Raw genomic sequence first — 15,598 nt, 5'->3', positions numbered from 1 at the left:
TGGTTTCTCACGATAAGCATTGATAAACATGCGTAATTATTCTGATGGCATGATGTTATGGGCTGTAATGCCCTACGGCTTTCCCGTGTATTCAGCGGAATGGTTTTATCCACTGACGTAAAACCCCAGAAAATAGGGGATAAACGGTGTGTCGTTGGGTTATTCCGATGAAGTATCCATATTAGCAAGAGTTCGTGACGGCGTGACGACAGTGCCAAGCCCGAGTGATATCACTCTCGCTGCTATACCTAATCTGATTTTGTTGGCTACCGCACATTGCTGACGGACAGCGTGAATGCGCCTCGCGCATTGTTCATCTTGCTGTGCTAGTTTGTGTGGTGAATTTCTCAGTGGTTCCACTGGGTCTTTAAAATAAACGGAGATTTATCATGCGCTTTTCAGTAAAAGCTCTGGGATGTGCGATGGCGGTATCGCTCGCGCTAACACCTGTAATGTCAATGGCTTGGGAAAAAGACAAAACATACGCCATCACTATTTTGCATACCAATGACCATCACGGCCACTTTTGGCATAACGATCACGGTGAATATGGATTGGCCGCACAAAAAACGCTGGTCGATCAGATCCGTCAGGAAGTGGCGAGTAAAGGTGGCAGCGTACTGCTGCTTTCCGGTGGTGATATTAATACTGGCGTGCCTGAGTCCGATTTGCAGGATGCAGAGCCAGATTTCCGCGGTATGAACATGGTCGGCTATGATGCGATGGCGCTCGGCAACCATGAATTTGATAATCCGCTTTCTGTCCTGCGTCAGCAGGAGAAATGGGCGAAATTCCCGCTGTTATCAGCCAATATCTACCAAAAAAGCACCAGTCAGCGCCTATTTAAGCCTTATGCCCTGTTCGACAAGCAAGGTGTGAAAATCGCGGTTATCGGCCTGACAACGGACGATACGGCCAAATTAGGCAATCCTGAGTATTTTACCGATATCGAATTCCGTAACCCTTCTACGGAAGCGAAGCAGGTTGTTGAGCAATTGCGTAAGAGCGAAAAGCCCGATGTGATTATTGCCGCGACGCACATGGGACACTATGACGACGGTAATCACGGTTCTAATGCGCCGGGTGATGTGGAAATGGCGCGTAGCCTGCCTGCCGGCTATCTGGACATGATTGTCGGTGGCCACTCGCAGGATCCGGTCTGTATGGCGCAGGAAAATAAAAAGCAGGTGGGTTATGTGCCGGGCACGCCTTGTGCTCCCGATCGTCAGAACGGTACCTGGATTGTTCAGGCACATGAGTGGGGTAAATATGTCGGCCGTGCCGATTTCACATTCCGCAATGGTGAATTGAAACTTGAGCATTACCAACTGATTCCGATCAACCTGAAGAAAAAGGTAGAGAACGACGGCAAGACTGAGCGTGTTTTCTATACGCATGAAATCACGCAAGATCCTGACGTCATGAAAATGCTGACGCCGTTCCAGGAAAAAGGGCAGGCACAGTTGGGCATCAAGATCGGTAGCGTGAAAGGCAAGCTGGAAGGCGATCGCAATCAGGTACGTTTCCGTCAGACCAATCTGGCGCACGTGCTGCTGTCTGCACAGCTTGAGCGTGCAGGGGCTGATTTTGCCATCATGAGCGGCGGCGGTGTACGTGATTCAATTGAATCCGGTGATATCACCTATAAAGATGTACTGAAGGTTCAACCGTTTGCCAACACGCTGGTTTATGTGGATATGAAAGGCAGCGACGTCGAGAAGTATCTGGCTGTCGCGGCAAATAAAAAGGTGGATTCTGGTGCCTATGCGCAATTCCTCAACGTCAGCCTGACAGCAGACGGGCAGGGCGTACAGAACGTGAAAATCAAAGGCGAGCCGTTGCAGGCAGATAAAGTTTACCGTATGGCAACGCTAAACTTTAATGCGATGGGGGGCGATGGTTATCCGCGCCTTGATAATCTGCCGAGCTATGTGAACACCGGTTTTGTCGACGCTGAAGTGCTGAAGCAATATATCGAGAAGCATTCCCCGCTGGATGCGGAAGCCTACGCGCCGAAAGGCGAGATCGTTTATAAGTAATTAATAATCATGGCGGTTCTTGTCTCTTAACTAATGACATAAACCGCCATTTTTTCTTCCTCTAAAATTCTTCTGCAAAACGGTACGCAATTTAAACAGCTGTAGTTGAAGGCTTTGTTGATGGATGCCTTTCAATGCTAAACGTTCGTCTTGAGATGGACTCATATACGCAACGAAAAAATATTGTTGAATCGACCGACTCAGGGCGAGATCTAACTCACTTTGTGTGGTTATTATGCTCAAAATAGATACGATTTCAGTTCAAAGAATGCACGTCAGATACATAATTACCGATTGATAAAAGGTTATTAATATATGGGTATTATCAAATTTCTTGAATTGTATGCGTTTTAAGCAAAGTGGAATCCCGCCCTGTCGACCGACTAGTATTAGTACGTTACACATAATATGTATTATTGTGATAAGAGTTGTCGCGATGTTAATCGGTTTATTAATTTCAGAAGCCCGCCATGAGTGCGGTTTTTTTGGCTTAAATGGCACGGCTTCTTTTGTACCCACAGCGCAAATTAATAAATAAACAATCTTACGCTCTTTTATCAGAGCGTTGCATGTACACATCCTTTTGTTATCACACGTAATCGACGTAGCGACCATTGATCGACTGGTATTGAACGTCAACGATGCGTCCAGTTGGAAAGTACAGTCGCCTGCGGAAGTGTAAATCCGCTGGCGCACGGACAGCGTGACATTCCGCACCGCGACGGCAGGTAATTACAAACTGGCGTATCAGGTTCCGTAATCGTTCACCACATTCAACACTCTACTGGCCGCGAACGTCGCGGCCTTTTCGTTTTATACCGCCCAATTTATCCCCAGCCACTTACTGCGTCATTCTAACCGCTTAGCTCGCTATTCTGCCGCCTACCCAAATACCCGCCCTACGTGCGTACGCGATGGCGTAATGTGCCGCCATTATTTTCCTTTATCTGAAATGTGCGATAACCCGCGTTATCGCACGACGCATTACCAGGGTTTATTTTTCTAAAGCTAAAAAATCAAACGATTGTGATTTTTAATTGAAGGATGTCTTATGAAGAGCAGTTCCATTCTTAAACACATCCCCTGGATGATTCTTGGAATCATCGGGGCTGCCTGCCTTGGCGTAGTCGCATTACGCCGCGGTGAGCATATCAGTGCATTATGGATTATTGTTGCTTCTGTCGCCGTTTACCTCGTGGCTTATCGATACTACAGCCTGTATATCGCACAAAAAGTCATGCAGTTAGATCCGACCAGAGCAACCCCCGCCGTTGTGAATAACGACGGTCTTAACTATGTGCCGACGAACCGTAACGTCCTGTTCGGGCACCATTTTGCCGCTATCGCAGGGGCGGGGCCGCTGGTTGGGCCGGTGCTGGCCGCGCAGGTCGGCTACTTGCCGGGCACCTTATGGCTGCTGGGCGGCGTGGTGTTGGCGGGGGCCGTGCAGGACTTCATGGTGCTGTTTATTTCGACCCGTCGTAACGGCGCGTCGTTAGGCGAAATCGTTAAGAAAGAATTAGGCCCGGTACCGGGTACGATTGCGCTGTTCGGCTGCTTCCTTATCATGATCATCATTCTTGCCGTGCTGGCGCTGATCGTGGTGAAAGCTCTGGCAGAGAGTCCGTGGGGCGTCTTTACCGTGTGTTCTACGGTGCCGATCGCGCTGTTTATGGGCATTTACATGCGCTTTATCCGTCCGGGTAAAGTCGGTGAAATCTCGGTCATCGGGATCGTGCTGCTGGTGTTGGCAATCTGGTTTGGTGGTGTTGTGGCACATGACCCGTACTGGGGCCCAGCGCTGACTTTCAAAGATACGACCATCACCTACACGCTGATTGGCTACGCCTTCGTGTCCGCACTGCTGCCGGTATGGCTGATTCTGGCACCGCGTGACTATCTGGCGACCTTCCTGAAAATTGGCGTTATCGTCGGTCTGGCGATTGGTATCGTCATTCTGAATCCTGACCTGAAAATGCCAGCGGTAACGCAGTTTGTCGATGGTACTGGTCCGGTCTGGAAAGGTACGCTGTTCCCGTTCCTGTTTATTACTATCGCCTGCGGTGCCGTATCTGGCTTCCACGCGCTGATAGCTTCCGGTACTACGCCTAAACTGATGGCTAACGAAAGCGATGCGCGTTTCATCGGTTACGGTGCCATGCTGATGGAGTCTTTTGTGGCAGTGATGGCGCTGGTTGCGGCATCTATCATCGAACCGGGTCTGTACTTCGCAATGAATACCCCGCCGGCGGCGTTGGGTATTACGATGCCGGATCTGCATCGTCTGGGCACAGCAGATGCGCCGATGATTCTGGCACAGCTGCAGGACGTATCCGCACACGCGGCGGCGACGGTGAGCTCTTGGGGCTTCGTGATTTCTCCTGAGCAGATTATGCAAACGGCGAAAGACATCGGTGAACCTTCCGTTCTGAACCGTGCAGGCGGTGCACCTACGCTGGCTGTCGGTATCGCACACGTGTTCCACCAGATCATTCCTGGTGCCAACATGGGCTTCTGGTATCACTTCGGTATTCTGTTTGAAGCGCTGTTCATTCTGACAGCACTGGATGCAGGTACGCGTGCAGGTCGCTTCATGCTGCAAGACCTGTTGGGTAACTTCGTTCCGTTCCTGAAGAAAACTGACTCTTTGATTGCTGGTATGATCGGTACGGCTGGCTGCGTCGGTCTGTGGGGCTACCTGCTGTATCAAGGCGTGGTTGATCCGCTGGGCGGCGTGAAGAGCCTGTGGCCGCTGTTCGGTATCTCTAACCAGATGCTGGCTGCGGTAGCGCTGGTGCTTGGTACGGTTATCCTGATTAAGATGAAACGTACACAGTACATTTGGGTCACGCTGGTTCCGGCGATTTGGCTGCTGATTTGTACCACCTGGGCGCTGGGTCTGAAACTATTCAGTGACAATCCTCAGTTGGAAGGTTTCCTCTACATGGCGAACATGTTCAAGGGCAAAATTGCGGAAGGTGGTGCCGATCTGAGCGCGCAGCAGATTTCGAACATGAACCATATCGTGACCAACAACTATACCAATGCCGGTCTGAGCATTCTGTTCCTGATCGTGGTGTACAGCATTATTGCGTACGGTATTAAAGCGGCACTGGCTGCACGTAGAGTGGCTGAGCGTACCGATCAGGAAACCCCGTATGTTCCGGTTCCTGAAGGTGGCGTGAAAGTCTCTTCCGGCCACTAAGTGATTCGTGCCCGTCAAATTTTGCGAAACAGCTAGCAAGGCTGAACGTGAAAGATGACGGGTACAGATACCCTGTATAATGTTATACAGGGTATTTTTTATCTCGCCGCTCTTGCAGGCGATGGTCTGGAGGTAATGATGTTTGGCAATCTGGGAAAAGCAGGAAAATATTTGGGCCAGGCGGCGCGTATGCTGGTCGGTATGCCAGATTATGATACCTATGTGCAGCATATGCAGACTAATCACCCCGATAAACCTGCGATGACGTACGAAGAATTCTTCCGCGAACGCCAGCAGGCGCGTTACGGTGGAGACGGCAAAGGCGGGATGCGCTGCTGTTAACGACTTGGGACCTGTTATGACTCAATCTTTATCCTCTGATGTGGCTAAACCCGTGTATGTCACCATTCTGACCGGGTTTCTCGGTGCAGGAAAAACGACCTTATTACGGCATATTCTGAATGCTGAGCACGGCTACAAGATTGCCGTGATTGAAAACGAATTCGGCGAAGTCCCGATTGATAATACGTTAATCGGCGAACGGGCCAGCCAGATTACGACGCTGAGCAACGGCTGCATCTGCTGCACGCAGTCTAATGAACTGGCCGATGCGCTGCTCGATCTGGTCGATGGCGTGGATAACGGCACGTTGGATTTTGATCACGTCATCATTGAATGCACCGGTATGGCCGATCCAGGGCCGGTGGCGCAGACCTTCTTCTCGCATGACGTTATCTGTGAACGCTTTGTGCTGGACGGAATTATCACGCTGGTGGATGCTGTACATGCGCAGCAACAGCTCGATCAGTTCACCATCGCCCAGTCGCAAATTGGCTATGCCGACCGCATACTGCTAACCAAAACCGACGTGGCAGCCGAAGACGAAACGCTGCTACCGCGTCTTCAGCGGATCAATGCGCGTGCACCGATCTACCCTGTGGTACATGGCGATATCGATCTGAGCGTGCTGTTTAACATCGATGGTTTTGTTCTTGGCGATAATGTCCTCAGCGACAAGCTGGACGTGAAAACGCCAATATTTCGCTTTGTTGCTCCTACGCAAAATAACGTGCAATCAATCGTTGTGTATCTCGATAAGGCAGTTGAGCTTCAGTCTGTTTCCGATGTGATGGAAAACCTGCTACTGCAATTCTCCGATAATCTGCTGCGTTATAAAGGGATTCTGGCCATCAACGGTGATGAACGTCGCCTGCTGTTTCAGGGCGTTCAGCGCTTGTATAGTGCTGACTGGGACAGAGAATGGCAGCCTGATGAAGACAGAAAGAGCGTGCTGGTGTTTATCGGTGTGGATTTACCTGAACAGGAAATCCGTGACGCTTTCGCTCGCCTGAGGGCATAGCGCCATTTATTTTCTCTGTGCTGGTCGCTCAGGCCAGCACGATTACCCTCAGTCCTGCTTTCTTCTGCCTCCCTTGCACGGTTTACGCGATGCACTGCCTGACAAGGTCGGCTTCTGTCATACGTCAATTTTCTTGGTGTGAATAGGGCAATTGCACGAAAAAAATCCTACCTTATTGTAATTATTACGAATACATCTAAAACGTGATCGCCCCTCGCTTTTTAATGGAATTGGAGTGGTATTTTATTAAAACGATATTTCATTTTTAGTGAGGTTAAGTATGCGTAGTGGTCTTGCCCTGTCATTAATGGCTTCCTGTATTACGTTGGGTATTCAAGCGGGTACCGCACAAGCAGCCAGTTCAGTGAAATTTCCTGATAAAACCTGTGACGTCACGCAATACGGGGCCGAAGGCCACCGCCTACAAATCGCACTGAATACCCAAGCTTTCCAGAAAGCCATTGATGATTGTGCTGCGGCCGGCGGCGGAACGGTACATGTTCCTCGCGGTAACTATCTGGTCGATCCACTGTTCCTGAAAAGTAACATCAGACTGGATCTGGCAAAAGATGCGACCATCGTTGCATCGACCGAAGTGGCGGCGTATCGCGCGACGGAACAAACCAAGTACGCTGAAGCGGAAAATGGCTGGCTTCCCTTTATCAGTATTGCCGATGCACAGAATGTGGCTATCACTGGGCAGGGCACGATTGATGGACAAGGCGCTGTCTGGTGGGAACGCTGGCGCGAGAATATTCGTGCAACCGGTAAGAAAGGCGGCACCGATCGTCCACGTCTGATTTATATCAAAAGCTCTAGTAACGTGCTGGTGGACGGCGTTACGCTCACGCACTCCCCGAGTTTCCACGTTGTGATGCGTTACTCGCATGATGTGGATGTGAACGGTACTCGGATTTTGTCGCCGTGGCATGCGCCAAACACCGATGCTATCGACCCGATCGACAGCCAGAATATCCGTATTACCAACAACTATATCGACTGTAATGACGACCATATCGCGATAAAAGCCGAGAAGCCGGATAGTCGCTTCCCGAATGGCGTCGTGGATAACATCTATATCGCCAATAACATCCTGAAGCAGGGGCGCGGCATCTCTATCGGCAGCGAAACCTCCGGTGGCGTGAATAACGTGCTGGTCGAAAATAACCAGTTCGAAGGTTCCATGTACGGTATTCGTATTAAAACCCTGCGCGGTAAAGGCGGTGAAGTGAAAAACATCACTTACCGTAATACCAAAATGGTGGATGTTGAAATCCCGCTGGTCTTTGCCGCTTACTACAAAGCTGCGCCGATTGTGCAGGCTGAAGTAGATAAGATGCTGGCCGAAGGCGGCTTCACGATGGGGGAGCAAATTTACCCGCCGGATACCGATCCAGAGCAGCCGTTTGATCAGTACAAGACGCCGCATTTCAGCAATGTGACGATCGAGAATCTGGAGTCGACCGGTAAGACCAAGGCCGCCGCGTACATTATCGGCGTGCCGGAAGCGCCGCTCAGTGGTTTCCATTTTGATAACGTGCGCATTGATGCGGATAAAGGGATTCGCGTAAGGAATGCGGAGCTGCAAACTAAAGGCCTGACGCTGAATGTGAAAGAAGGCCCAGTGATGCAGTTGGATAAAGGGGCGAAAGTCGATCAGTAATCGATTATACCCTAAATAATTCGAGTTTCAGGACAAAACGTTAACGTTTTGAACAGCGCTTGCGCTGACCCCAAAGGGGTGAGGCCACAAGGCCGAATAACGCGGCAAGGGAAGGAATCCCGATGAGCTTACTCAAGTAAGTGATTCGGGTGACTGAGAGCAGCCAACGCACATGCAACTTGAAGTATGACGAGTATATGAAGCGGTAGCAGGGGACACACTGGCCGTGGAGTCCTCTGCTATCTGCTTCGCTTTGATGCTACATCGCCTGGCTGGTTATGTTCGTTTAATTACGGGCATTAATCATGCTTGGCGATATCGGCAAAAGTAGCGCGCAGCAGGCGTGCCAGATCGTCAGCCGACAGCTCAATATCCAACCCACGTTTACCACCGGAAATGAAAATAGTACTGAACTGACGCGCCGGTTCATCAATCACGGTCGGCAGTAGTTTCTTTTGCCCCAGCGGGCTGATTCCACCTACCAGATAACCTGTTACGCGCTGAGCGATGGCGGGATCGGCCATATCGGCTTTTTTGGCCGACAGCGCGCGAGCGACTTTCTTGAGATCCAGCATGCCGGCGACTGGCGTGACGGCCACGGCGAGATTTTTTGCATCACCATTCAGAGAAACGAGCAGCGTTTTATACACCTGCTCTTTATTCAGCCCCAGCTTTCTGGCCGCTTCTTCGCCAAAATTGGTTTCGTCGCTGTCGTGGTGGTAGCTGTGTAGCGTAAAGGCGACCTTGTTTTTTTCGAGCAGATTGACTGCGGGTGTCATGATTTCACTATCCTTAACCCTGTAGCGGGCTTTATCTTGCAGACGCGGCTACGCGCCATAACGTGTTTTTTCATGGAATTGCGGTATGACCGTTTTTGAGCAGCGTGGGTAAATTCTCATCGCCATACAGATGCAGTGCGCCTACGGCCACAACGTAATTTCCGGGTGGCAACGCCTGAAGCTGCTGTTGCCAGCGGCGGTTACGCTGACCCATCAGCAGGTCTGTCATTTCATTACTGAACGTCGCAGGGATATCCGGTGTATATTTCCCAGGACTGCTGTCTAGCCACCAACCGACCATCGTTTGTAGCAAATGTGCGTTGGTGCGCCAGTGTTTAATCGTATCTTCCAGCAACAGCAGGCCGCCCTGCGGCAGTTGTTGTAATAAATCAACCTGCGTCTGCTGACCTTCCAGCTCGATAACCTGAATACCGTGAGATTTCGCGGCGTTGATTAACTGATAATCGATGCCGTAGTCGGGACGTAAGCCCAGCAACTGCGCCTGTCTTGCTTGCAACATCAGCGCGGTCTGCCAGGCCGGCAGCGTACTGATATTGCTCTCATCGAAAGAAAGCGACTCACAAATTTTTTGCAGTTGGTGGTAGTTTTCTGGGCTGAGGCGCTGCATGAGCGGCGGTTCGACGTCACTGTAGCCGAAGGGGGAATGTGAATCGGATATATCGGCTTCGACGATAAGTGCGGTTGCCTGCCGGAGCTGTTGCAGCAATGTATCCGGCAGCGGTGCCATATCTTTGCTACCCATATGAATACTACCGACCAGATGCAACTGCCGTTCATTGGCAAGCCGAACGTCTATCGCTGGGTAGGCATAAGCCAGCGGTGAGATAAAGCCAAGAAAAGTCCCGATTCTACGCAGCAGTTGCCCCATTGATTCCGCCTCCTGATGTGGAATAACTATGCTAAACGCTAGACGCGGAACAATACAAGGTATACCAATCCTAAGGGCACGGAAGCCTACGTGTTTGTCTACTCACTTCCTATCGATTCTCCCTAGGCGTAAAACATTGATGAGTGTGTATTGGTGTGTATAATAAAAATCAGGTTAGGAGGATACATGAAATCAACCGACCTGATAAAGGAGCTGGCAGCGGCAGGTTGTGAGTGCAAACGGCATAACGGCGGGAGTCACCAAATATGGTGGTCACCTATTACTGGAAAAACGTTTCCAGTGCCGCATCCAAAAAAGGATTTACCACTTGGAACTGTCAAATCCATCAAAAAAATGGCGGGGATCTGATCCCCGCCTTTTCGGAGGCAATATGTTTTTTTCAGTCGGTGTAGAAACGCCAAAAGATGATGCTACGGCATATGGGCTGATCGTTCCGGCATTGTGTACTGATGATTACGGCTGCTTCTCTGCGGCGGACAGCCAGCAAGAGATTGCACGCATGGCGCGGGAAGCGATTTTAACCCTTATTGATGAAGCCGTGAGCCGTGGAAATCTGGACATTAGACGACTTAATGACGCTGGACACCTCATCTATGCGGCGATGCCAGATTTTGCGGACTACGATAGTTGGTTCGTGCTGGATGTCGATCTATCGGCTTTTGAGGGAAAGCCACAGCGATTGAACATTTCTCTTCCCGATACGTTGATACAGCGTATTGATAATCGCGTGCGAGAGCAGCCGGGTACTTATCGCGATCGCAGCCATTTTTTGGCAGAAGCCGCACGCCATGAGTTGGAATGAGCGCGGCTGAATTGGTCTGGCTACAGGCGAGAAAAATCGTGACGATGCCCGGCAAAGTAAAACGCGGCACGTTGTTGAGACGTGCCGCGTTTGCATTACTGACGTTTAGGTTTAAAACGCAGCAGGCGGTTGGCGTTGCTGACCACCGTGATGGAGGAGAGCGCCATCGCGGCACCGGCTACCACCGGGCTGAGTAGCGTACCAGTCAGCGGGTAGAGTACGCCCGCAGCAATGGGAATCCCCAGCGAGTTATAGATAAACGCGCCCAGCAGGTTTTGCTTCATATTGCGCAGCGTGGCATTGGCGAGCGCCAGCGCATCGGCGACGCCGTGCAGGCTATGGCGCATCAGCGTGATGGCGGCGGTTTCAATCGCGATATCGCTGCCGCCTCCCATTGCGATGCCGACATCGGCCTGTGCTAGTGCCGGAGCATCGTTGATTCCATCGCCAATCATCGCCACACGTTTGCCCTGAGCCTGTAGCTTTTTGATGGCTTCAGCTTTGCCGTCTGGCAGCACCCCGGCAATCACCTGATCGATACCCGCGTCTTTCGCGATGCTCTTCGCCGTGAGCGGATTATCCCCCGTTAGCATGACGAGCTGATAGCCCTGCTGGTGAAGGCGCTGCAAGGCGCTGACGCTATCCGTCCGCAGCGGATCGTGGATAGATAACACTGCAATGAGGTGACCATTCGCCGCAAGCAGTACCGGCGTGATGCCGTGCTGAGCCTGTTCATTGATCAGCCCTTCACCTGCGGTGATATCGACCTGATGCTGTTTGAGCAGCGCCGGATTCCCCAGCAGCAGGTCGGCGTCGCCGATCTTGCCGCTGACGCCGAGGCCGCGCAGCGTACGGAACTGTTCGGCTTGTGTGAGCGTCAAATTCTCTGCGTGTTCAAGAATCGCTTTTGCCAGCGGGTGATTTGAGCCTTGCTCCAGCGAAGCCGCCCAGGCCAGCGCCTGTGATTCTGTTACGTCACCGAAGGTATGAATCGCCACGACGCGCGGCTGACCTTCGGTTAGCGTACCGGTTTTGTCAAACACCAGCACATCCAGCTTGCTGGCCTGCTGCAAGGCATCGGCATCACGCACCAGCACGCCAAACTCTGCTGCCCGTCCGACGCCGGAAATAATCGACATCGGCGTTGCCAGCCCAAGCGCACAGGGGCAGGCAATGATCAGAACGGTCGTGACGATAATGAGCGTGTAGACCATCTGCGGCTGTGGCCCTACGAAGAACCAGATCGCGCCGCTGAGAAGCGCAATGGCCACGACGACGGGAACAAACACGGCAGAAATACGATCCGCTAGCTGGCCGATAGCAGGCTTACTGCTTTGCGCCTGCCTGACCAGTCGGATGATTCGCGACAGGGTCGTTTGGTTGCCGATCGCGTCTGCACGAAAGAGGACGCTGCCGTCGGAAACCAGAGTGCCGGCGTGAACCGTATCGCCGGACGTTTTGGCTTGCGGGATCGGTTCTCCAGTCAGCATGGCTTCATCTACCCACACTTCACCTTGCAAAATCTCACCGTCGACAGGAATACGATCGCCGGTTGTCAGACGCAGCGTCATGCCGGACTGCACGTCGGACAGTTGAATAGATTTCTCACCTTCCGGCGTCACGACGCGTGCGGTGGGCGGCGTCAAATCCAGCAGCCGTTCCAGTGCACGCGAAGAGCGCTGACGAGCGCGCTGTTCCAGCGCATGACCGAGGTTGATTAAACCGATGATCATGGCGCTGGCTTCATAGTAAAGGTGACGCGCCGCCATCGGGAAAAGATCCGGCCACAGGTTAACGGTAATAGAGTAAAGCCAGGCGGCACCCGTTCCCAGCGCGACCAGCGTATCCATGGTCGCAGTGCCGTTTTTCAGGCTGCGCCAGGCGTTACGGTAAAAATGACTACCAGCGAACACCATCACCGCCAGCGTCAAAATACCGATGACCAGCCACGGTGTTTGGCTTTCCGGCGTCAGGCTCATGCTGCCGCCCAGTACGCCCCACAGCATCAGCGGCACACCAAGCAGCAATCCCAGCGCGGCTTGCCATTGGAAACGGCGAATCGCCTGCTGAGAGCTTTGCTGCTGGCGCGCGCGGCGTTCTTCTTCGTCCTGAATAATTTCCGCGCCATAGCCTGCTTGCTCAACGGCAGCAATCAGCGCTTCCGGCTCGGCATGACCGCTGACCAACGCGCTGCGTTCGGCCAGATTGACGCGCGCCTGCGTGACGCCACTGACGTTTTGCAGCGCTGTCTGTATACGGTTTACGCAGCTGGCGCAGCTCATGCCCTGAAGCAGGAGCTGCACGCTGTCATCATCGCGAGTGGCGTGTATTGTCGTTGCCGGAAGAGTACTCTCGGCCGCTGGCAGCGCTTCCGGCGTTGTCGCTACCTGTGCCAGCGGCTCAGTTTTTGGGTGAACGTTCTCCTGCACGCTGGCGTGATAGCCGGCTTCTTCAATGGCACTAATTAGTGTCGTGGCCTCAACATTGCCATACACGGTTGCTTGCTCTTTGGTGACATCTATCGCCACAACGCCGGGAATAGCTTCCAGCACTTTACGCGTAGCGGCGACGCAGTGGTTGCAGCTCAGGCCGGAAAGCTGGAGAGACACATCTGGTGTAGTAGCAAGCTGTGCTTCGTAGCCAGCCTGCTCAATGGTGTCGATCAACGTCTGCGAATCAACGTCGCCGCTGACGCTGGCGTACTGTTGGGTGACGTCGGTTTGTTCGACCGCAGGCAGCGCATCCAGTGCTTTTTTAACGCGCTGGACACAGTGTCCGCAGGTCAGTCCCTGCAATGACAACAAGACAGTTTGTGACATAGTAATTTTTCTCCCGTGATCACAGCCGGCGGCGAAAGACATTGACCGGCCATCTGATTTCTACTAGTTATTGGGTAAGGTAAACCTTCTAGCAAGGGGAGGGTCAAGGGGGAAATCATGAATATCAGTGATGTTGCGAAAAAAACCGGTCTTAGCAGTAAAACCATTCGCTTCTATGAAGAGAAAGAACTTCTGACTACGCCGCTGCGTTCTGAAAATGGTTACCGCAGCTACGACGAACATCATGTCGAAGAGCTGACGCTGCTGCGTCAGGCGCGTCAGGTCGGTTTTAATCTGGATGAATGCCGGGAACTGGTGACGCTATTTAACGATCCGCTGCGGCGAAGTGCGGATGTCAAAGCGCGAACCTTGCAGAAAGTGCAAGAAATCGAGATGCATATCGAAGAGCTAAAAACGATGCGTGAACATTTGCTGGCGCTGGCCGAACAGTGTCCGGGGGATGGGGGAGCAGACTGTCCGATAATCAATAATCTGGCGGGCTGTTGTCAAAAGAGAAAAGAGTGATAAAGGGGAGACCTACTCCCCCAATAATGTGTTGTTAGCGCTCAACCGGTCGCACATGCAGCGTGATACCATCAATGGCAATCACTTCAACAGGCGTACCGACGGGCAGATCCTGTTCTGATTTCACGCGCCAACTGCTGTCACCGATGTTTACTCGGCCGAAACCGTTGATCACTGGATCGGTCAGCGTAGCGCGCAGGCCAATCAGTTGCTGCCCGCGCTGGTTGAGTGTCGATTGTGGGCGTGACAGCGTCCGTTTGCGCAGCCAATACCACCAGAGCAGTGCCGTAACGATCGTCAGAATGGCAAAAATCGTTCCCTGCCATGGCCAGCCCATCGGCATGACCCACGTTAGTAGCCCAACCAATACCGCTGATAAACCGCTCCACAGCAAATAGCCACTGGCGCCCAGCATTTCGGCGGCTAACAGCAGGCCGCCAAGCGACAGCCAGAACCAGTGCGCATTTTCCATCACCAGTTCAATGCCCATTAGTGACCTCGGCTATCTTTGCTGTCTTTAATCAGTTCCGTAATCCCGCCAATGGCGCCCATCAGATTGCTGGCTTCCAGCGGCATCATGATCACTTTGCTGTTATTGGAGGAGCCGATCTGCTGCAAGGCGTCGGTATATTTCTGGGCAACAAAGTAGTTAATCGCCTGAATGTTGCCTGCTGCGATGGCCTCGGACACCATTTTAGTCGCCTGTGCTTCCGCTTCGGCTGCACGCTCACGTGCTTCGGCTTCCAGGAAGGCGGATTGGCGCTGGCCTTCGGCCTTCAGAATCTGCGACTGTTTTTCCCCTTCAGCTTTCAGGATCGCGGCCTGACGTACCCCTTCGGCTTCCAGAATATCGGCACGCTTGTTACGCTCTGCTTTCATCTGCGCATTCATGGCTGCAATCAGTTCCGCGGGCGGGCGGACGTCGCGGATTTCAATACGGGTGATTTTCACGCCCCACGGGTTTGTGGCTTCATCAACAATGTGCAGCAAGCGGGTGTTGATGCTATCGCGCTGAGACAGCATTTCGTCCAGTTCCATCGAGCCCAGTACGGTACGGAAGTTGGTCATGGTGAGGTTTACGATAGCCTGTTCCAGATTGCTAACTTCATAGGCAGCACGCGCGGGATCAATGACCTGAATAAAGCAGACTGCATCAATGGCTACATTGGCATTATCGCGAGAGATAATTTCCTGAGAGGGAATATCCAGCACCTGTTCCATCATATTAATTTTGCGGCCGATGCGATCCATAAACGGCACGACCAGATTCAGCCCTGGCATCAGTGTCTTGGTATAGCGACCAAACCGTTCCACAGTCCATTGGTATCCCTGAGGTACGATTTTGATGCCTGACCAGACGATGATGAGTGCAACAAAGATCAAAATAGGAATGACGGTAAGCATGTTTTAAAACCTCCAAGCTGTTTTATATCAGTCGAAAGACAATGTCTGCAGATAGTGTAACGCACTTGAGTATGAATGCGGGCAGGAAATGC

The 15,598-nt window shown here is 52.2% G+C and carries 13 protein-coding genes; 8 read left to right on the top strand and 5 right to left on the bottom strand.

Annotated features, from left to right (window positions below; genetic code table 11):
* Positions 1–389: 389 nt before the first annotated feature.
* The 5 genes from ushA (at position 390) to H0248_RS12360 (ending at position 8,267) form a co-directional block, all read left to right on the top strand.
* The gene (ushA, locus tag H0248_RS12380) at positions 390–2,039 is read left to right on the top strand and encodes a bifunctional UDP-sugar hydrolase/5'-nucleotidase UshA (protein WP_180786159.1); all 1,650 of its coding nucleotides are present in this window, start codon (positions 390–392) and stop codon (positions 2,037–2,039) included.
* A gap of 1,051 nt (positions 2,040–3,090) precedes the next feature.
* The gene (locus H0248_RS12375) at positions 3,091–5,244 is read left to right on the top strand and encodes a carbon starvation CstA family protein (protein ID WP_180786158.1); all 2,154 of its coding nucleotides are present in this window, start codon (positions 3,091–3,093) and stop codon (positions 5,242–5,244) included.
* Positions 5,245–5,382: 138 nt separating this feature from the next.
* Complete coding sequence (locus H0248_RS12370; RefSeq protein WP_005976130.1) at positions 5,383–5,586, top strand: YbdD/YjiX family protein; 204 nt, start codon at positions 5,383–5,385, stop codon at positions 5,584–5,586.
* 16 nt (positions 5,587–5,602) lie between these two features.
* On the top strand, positions 5,603–6,604 hold the full coding sequence (gene yjiA, locus H0248_RS12365; RefSeq protein ID WP_180786157.1) for a GTPase: 1,002 nt from the start codon (positions 5,603–5,605) through the stop codon (positions 6,602–6,604).
* A 280-nt stretch (positions 6,605–6,884) separates the two neighbouring features.
* Positions 6,885–8,267 carry a glycoside hydrolase family 28 protein gene (locus H0248_RS12360; protein WP_180786156.1) on the top strand — a complete coding sequence of 461 codons (1,383 nt, stop codon included), beginning with the start codon at positions 6,885–6,887 and terminating at the stop codon, positions 8,265–8,267.
* Between the two features lie 299 nt (positions 8,268–8,566).
* On the opposite strand, the gene ybaK is transcribed toward H0248_RS12360, so the two are convergent.
* Positions 8,567–9,046, bottom strand: coding sequence for a Cys-tRNA(Pro)/Cys-tRNA(Cys) deacylase YbaK (gene ybaK / locus H0248_RS12355; protein ID WP_180786155.1), 480 nt, complete (start codon positions 9,044–9,046; stop codon positions 8,567–8,569).
* A gap of 70 nt (positions 9,047–9,116) precedes the next feature.
* Positions 9,117–9,935, bottom strand: a complete 819-nt coding sequence (locus H0248_RS12350; protein WP_180786154.1) for a TraB/GumN family protein — start codon at positions 9,933–9,935, stop codon at positions 9,117–9,119.
* A 186-nt stretch (positions 9,936–10,121) separates the two neighbouring features.
* Between H0248_RS12350 and H0248_RS12345 the strand changes: the two genes are divergently transcribed.
* Positions 10,122–10,304 carry a type II toxin-antitoxin system HicA family toxin gene (locus H0248_RS12345; protein WP_039485998.1) on the top strand — a complete coding sequence of 61 codons (183 nt, stop codon included), beginning with the start codon at positions 10,122–10,124 and terminating at the stop codon, positions 10,302–10,304.
* A gap of 22 nt (positions 10,305–10,326) precedes the next feature.
* Entirely contained in the window at positions 10,327–10,758 is a 432-nt protein-coding gene (locus H0248_RS12340) for a type II toxin-antitoxin system HicB family antitoxin (protein WP_039312292.1), read from the top strand.
* Between the two features lie 95 nt (positions 10,759–10,853).
* On the opposite strand, the gene copA is transcribed toward H0248_RS12340, so the two are convergent.
* Positions 10,854–13,577, bottom strand: a complete 2,724-nt coding sequence (gene copA / locus H0248_RS12335) for a copper-exporting P-type ATPase CopA (RefSeq protein WP_180786153.1) — start codon at positions 13,575–13,577, stop codon at positions 10,854–10,856.
* Positions 13,578–13,694: 117 nt separating this feature from the next.
* Here copA and cueR point away from each other — a divergent pair, with 117 nt between their 5' ends.
* The gene (gene cueR / locus H0248_RS12330; protein WP_039502918.1) at positions 13,695–14,102 is read left to right on the top strand and encodes a Cu(I)-responsive transcriptional regulator; all 408 of its coding nucleotides are present in this window, start codon (positions 13,695–13,697) and stop codon (positions 14,100–14,102) included.
* 34 nt (positions 14,103–14,136) lie between these two features.
* On the opposite strand, the gene H0248_RS12325 is transcribed toward cueR, so the two are convergent.
* Both H0248_RS12325 and H0248_RS12320 read right to left on the bottom strand, forming a co-directional pair.
* The gene (locus tag H0248_RS12325) at positions 14,137–14,592 is read right to left on the bottom strand and encodes an NfeD family protein (RefSeq protein ID WP_010284077.1); all 456 of its coding nucleotides are present in this window, start codon (positions 14,590–14,592) and stop codon (positions 14,137–14,139) included.
* A complete protein-coding gene (locus tag H0248_RS12320) occupies positions 14,592–15,506 on the bottom strand; it encodes an SPFH domain-containing protein (protein ID WP_180786152.1) in 915 nt (304 codons plus the stop codon). The genes H0248_RS12325 and H0248_RS12320 overlap by 1 nt, the downstream gene beginning before the upstream one ends.
* Positions 15,507–15,598 lie beyond the last annotated feature (92 nt).

This window comes from Pectobacterium brasiliense, assembly GCF_013449685.1.
Lineage (GTDB): Bacteria > Pseudomonadota > Gammaproteobacteria > Enterobacterales > Enterobacteriaceae > Pectobacterium > Pectobacterium brasiliense_A.
This window is presented reverse-complemented; position numbering and strand designations above follow the sequence as displayed.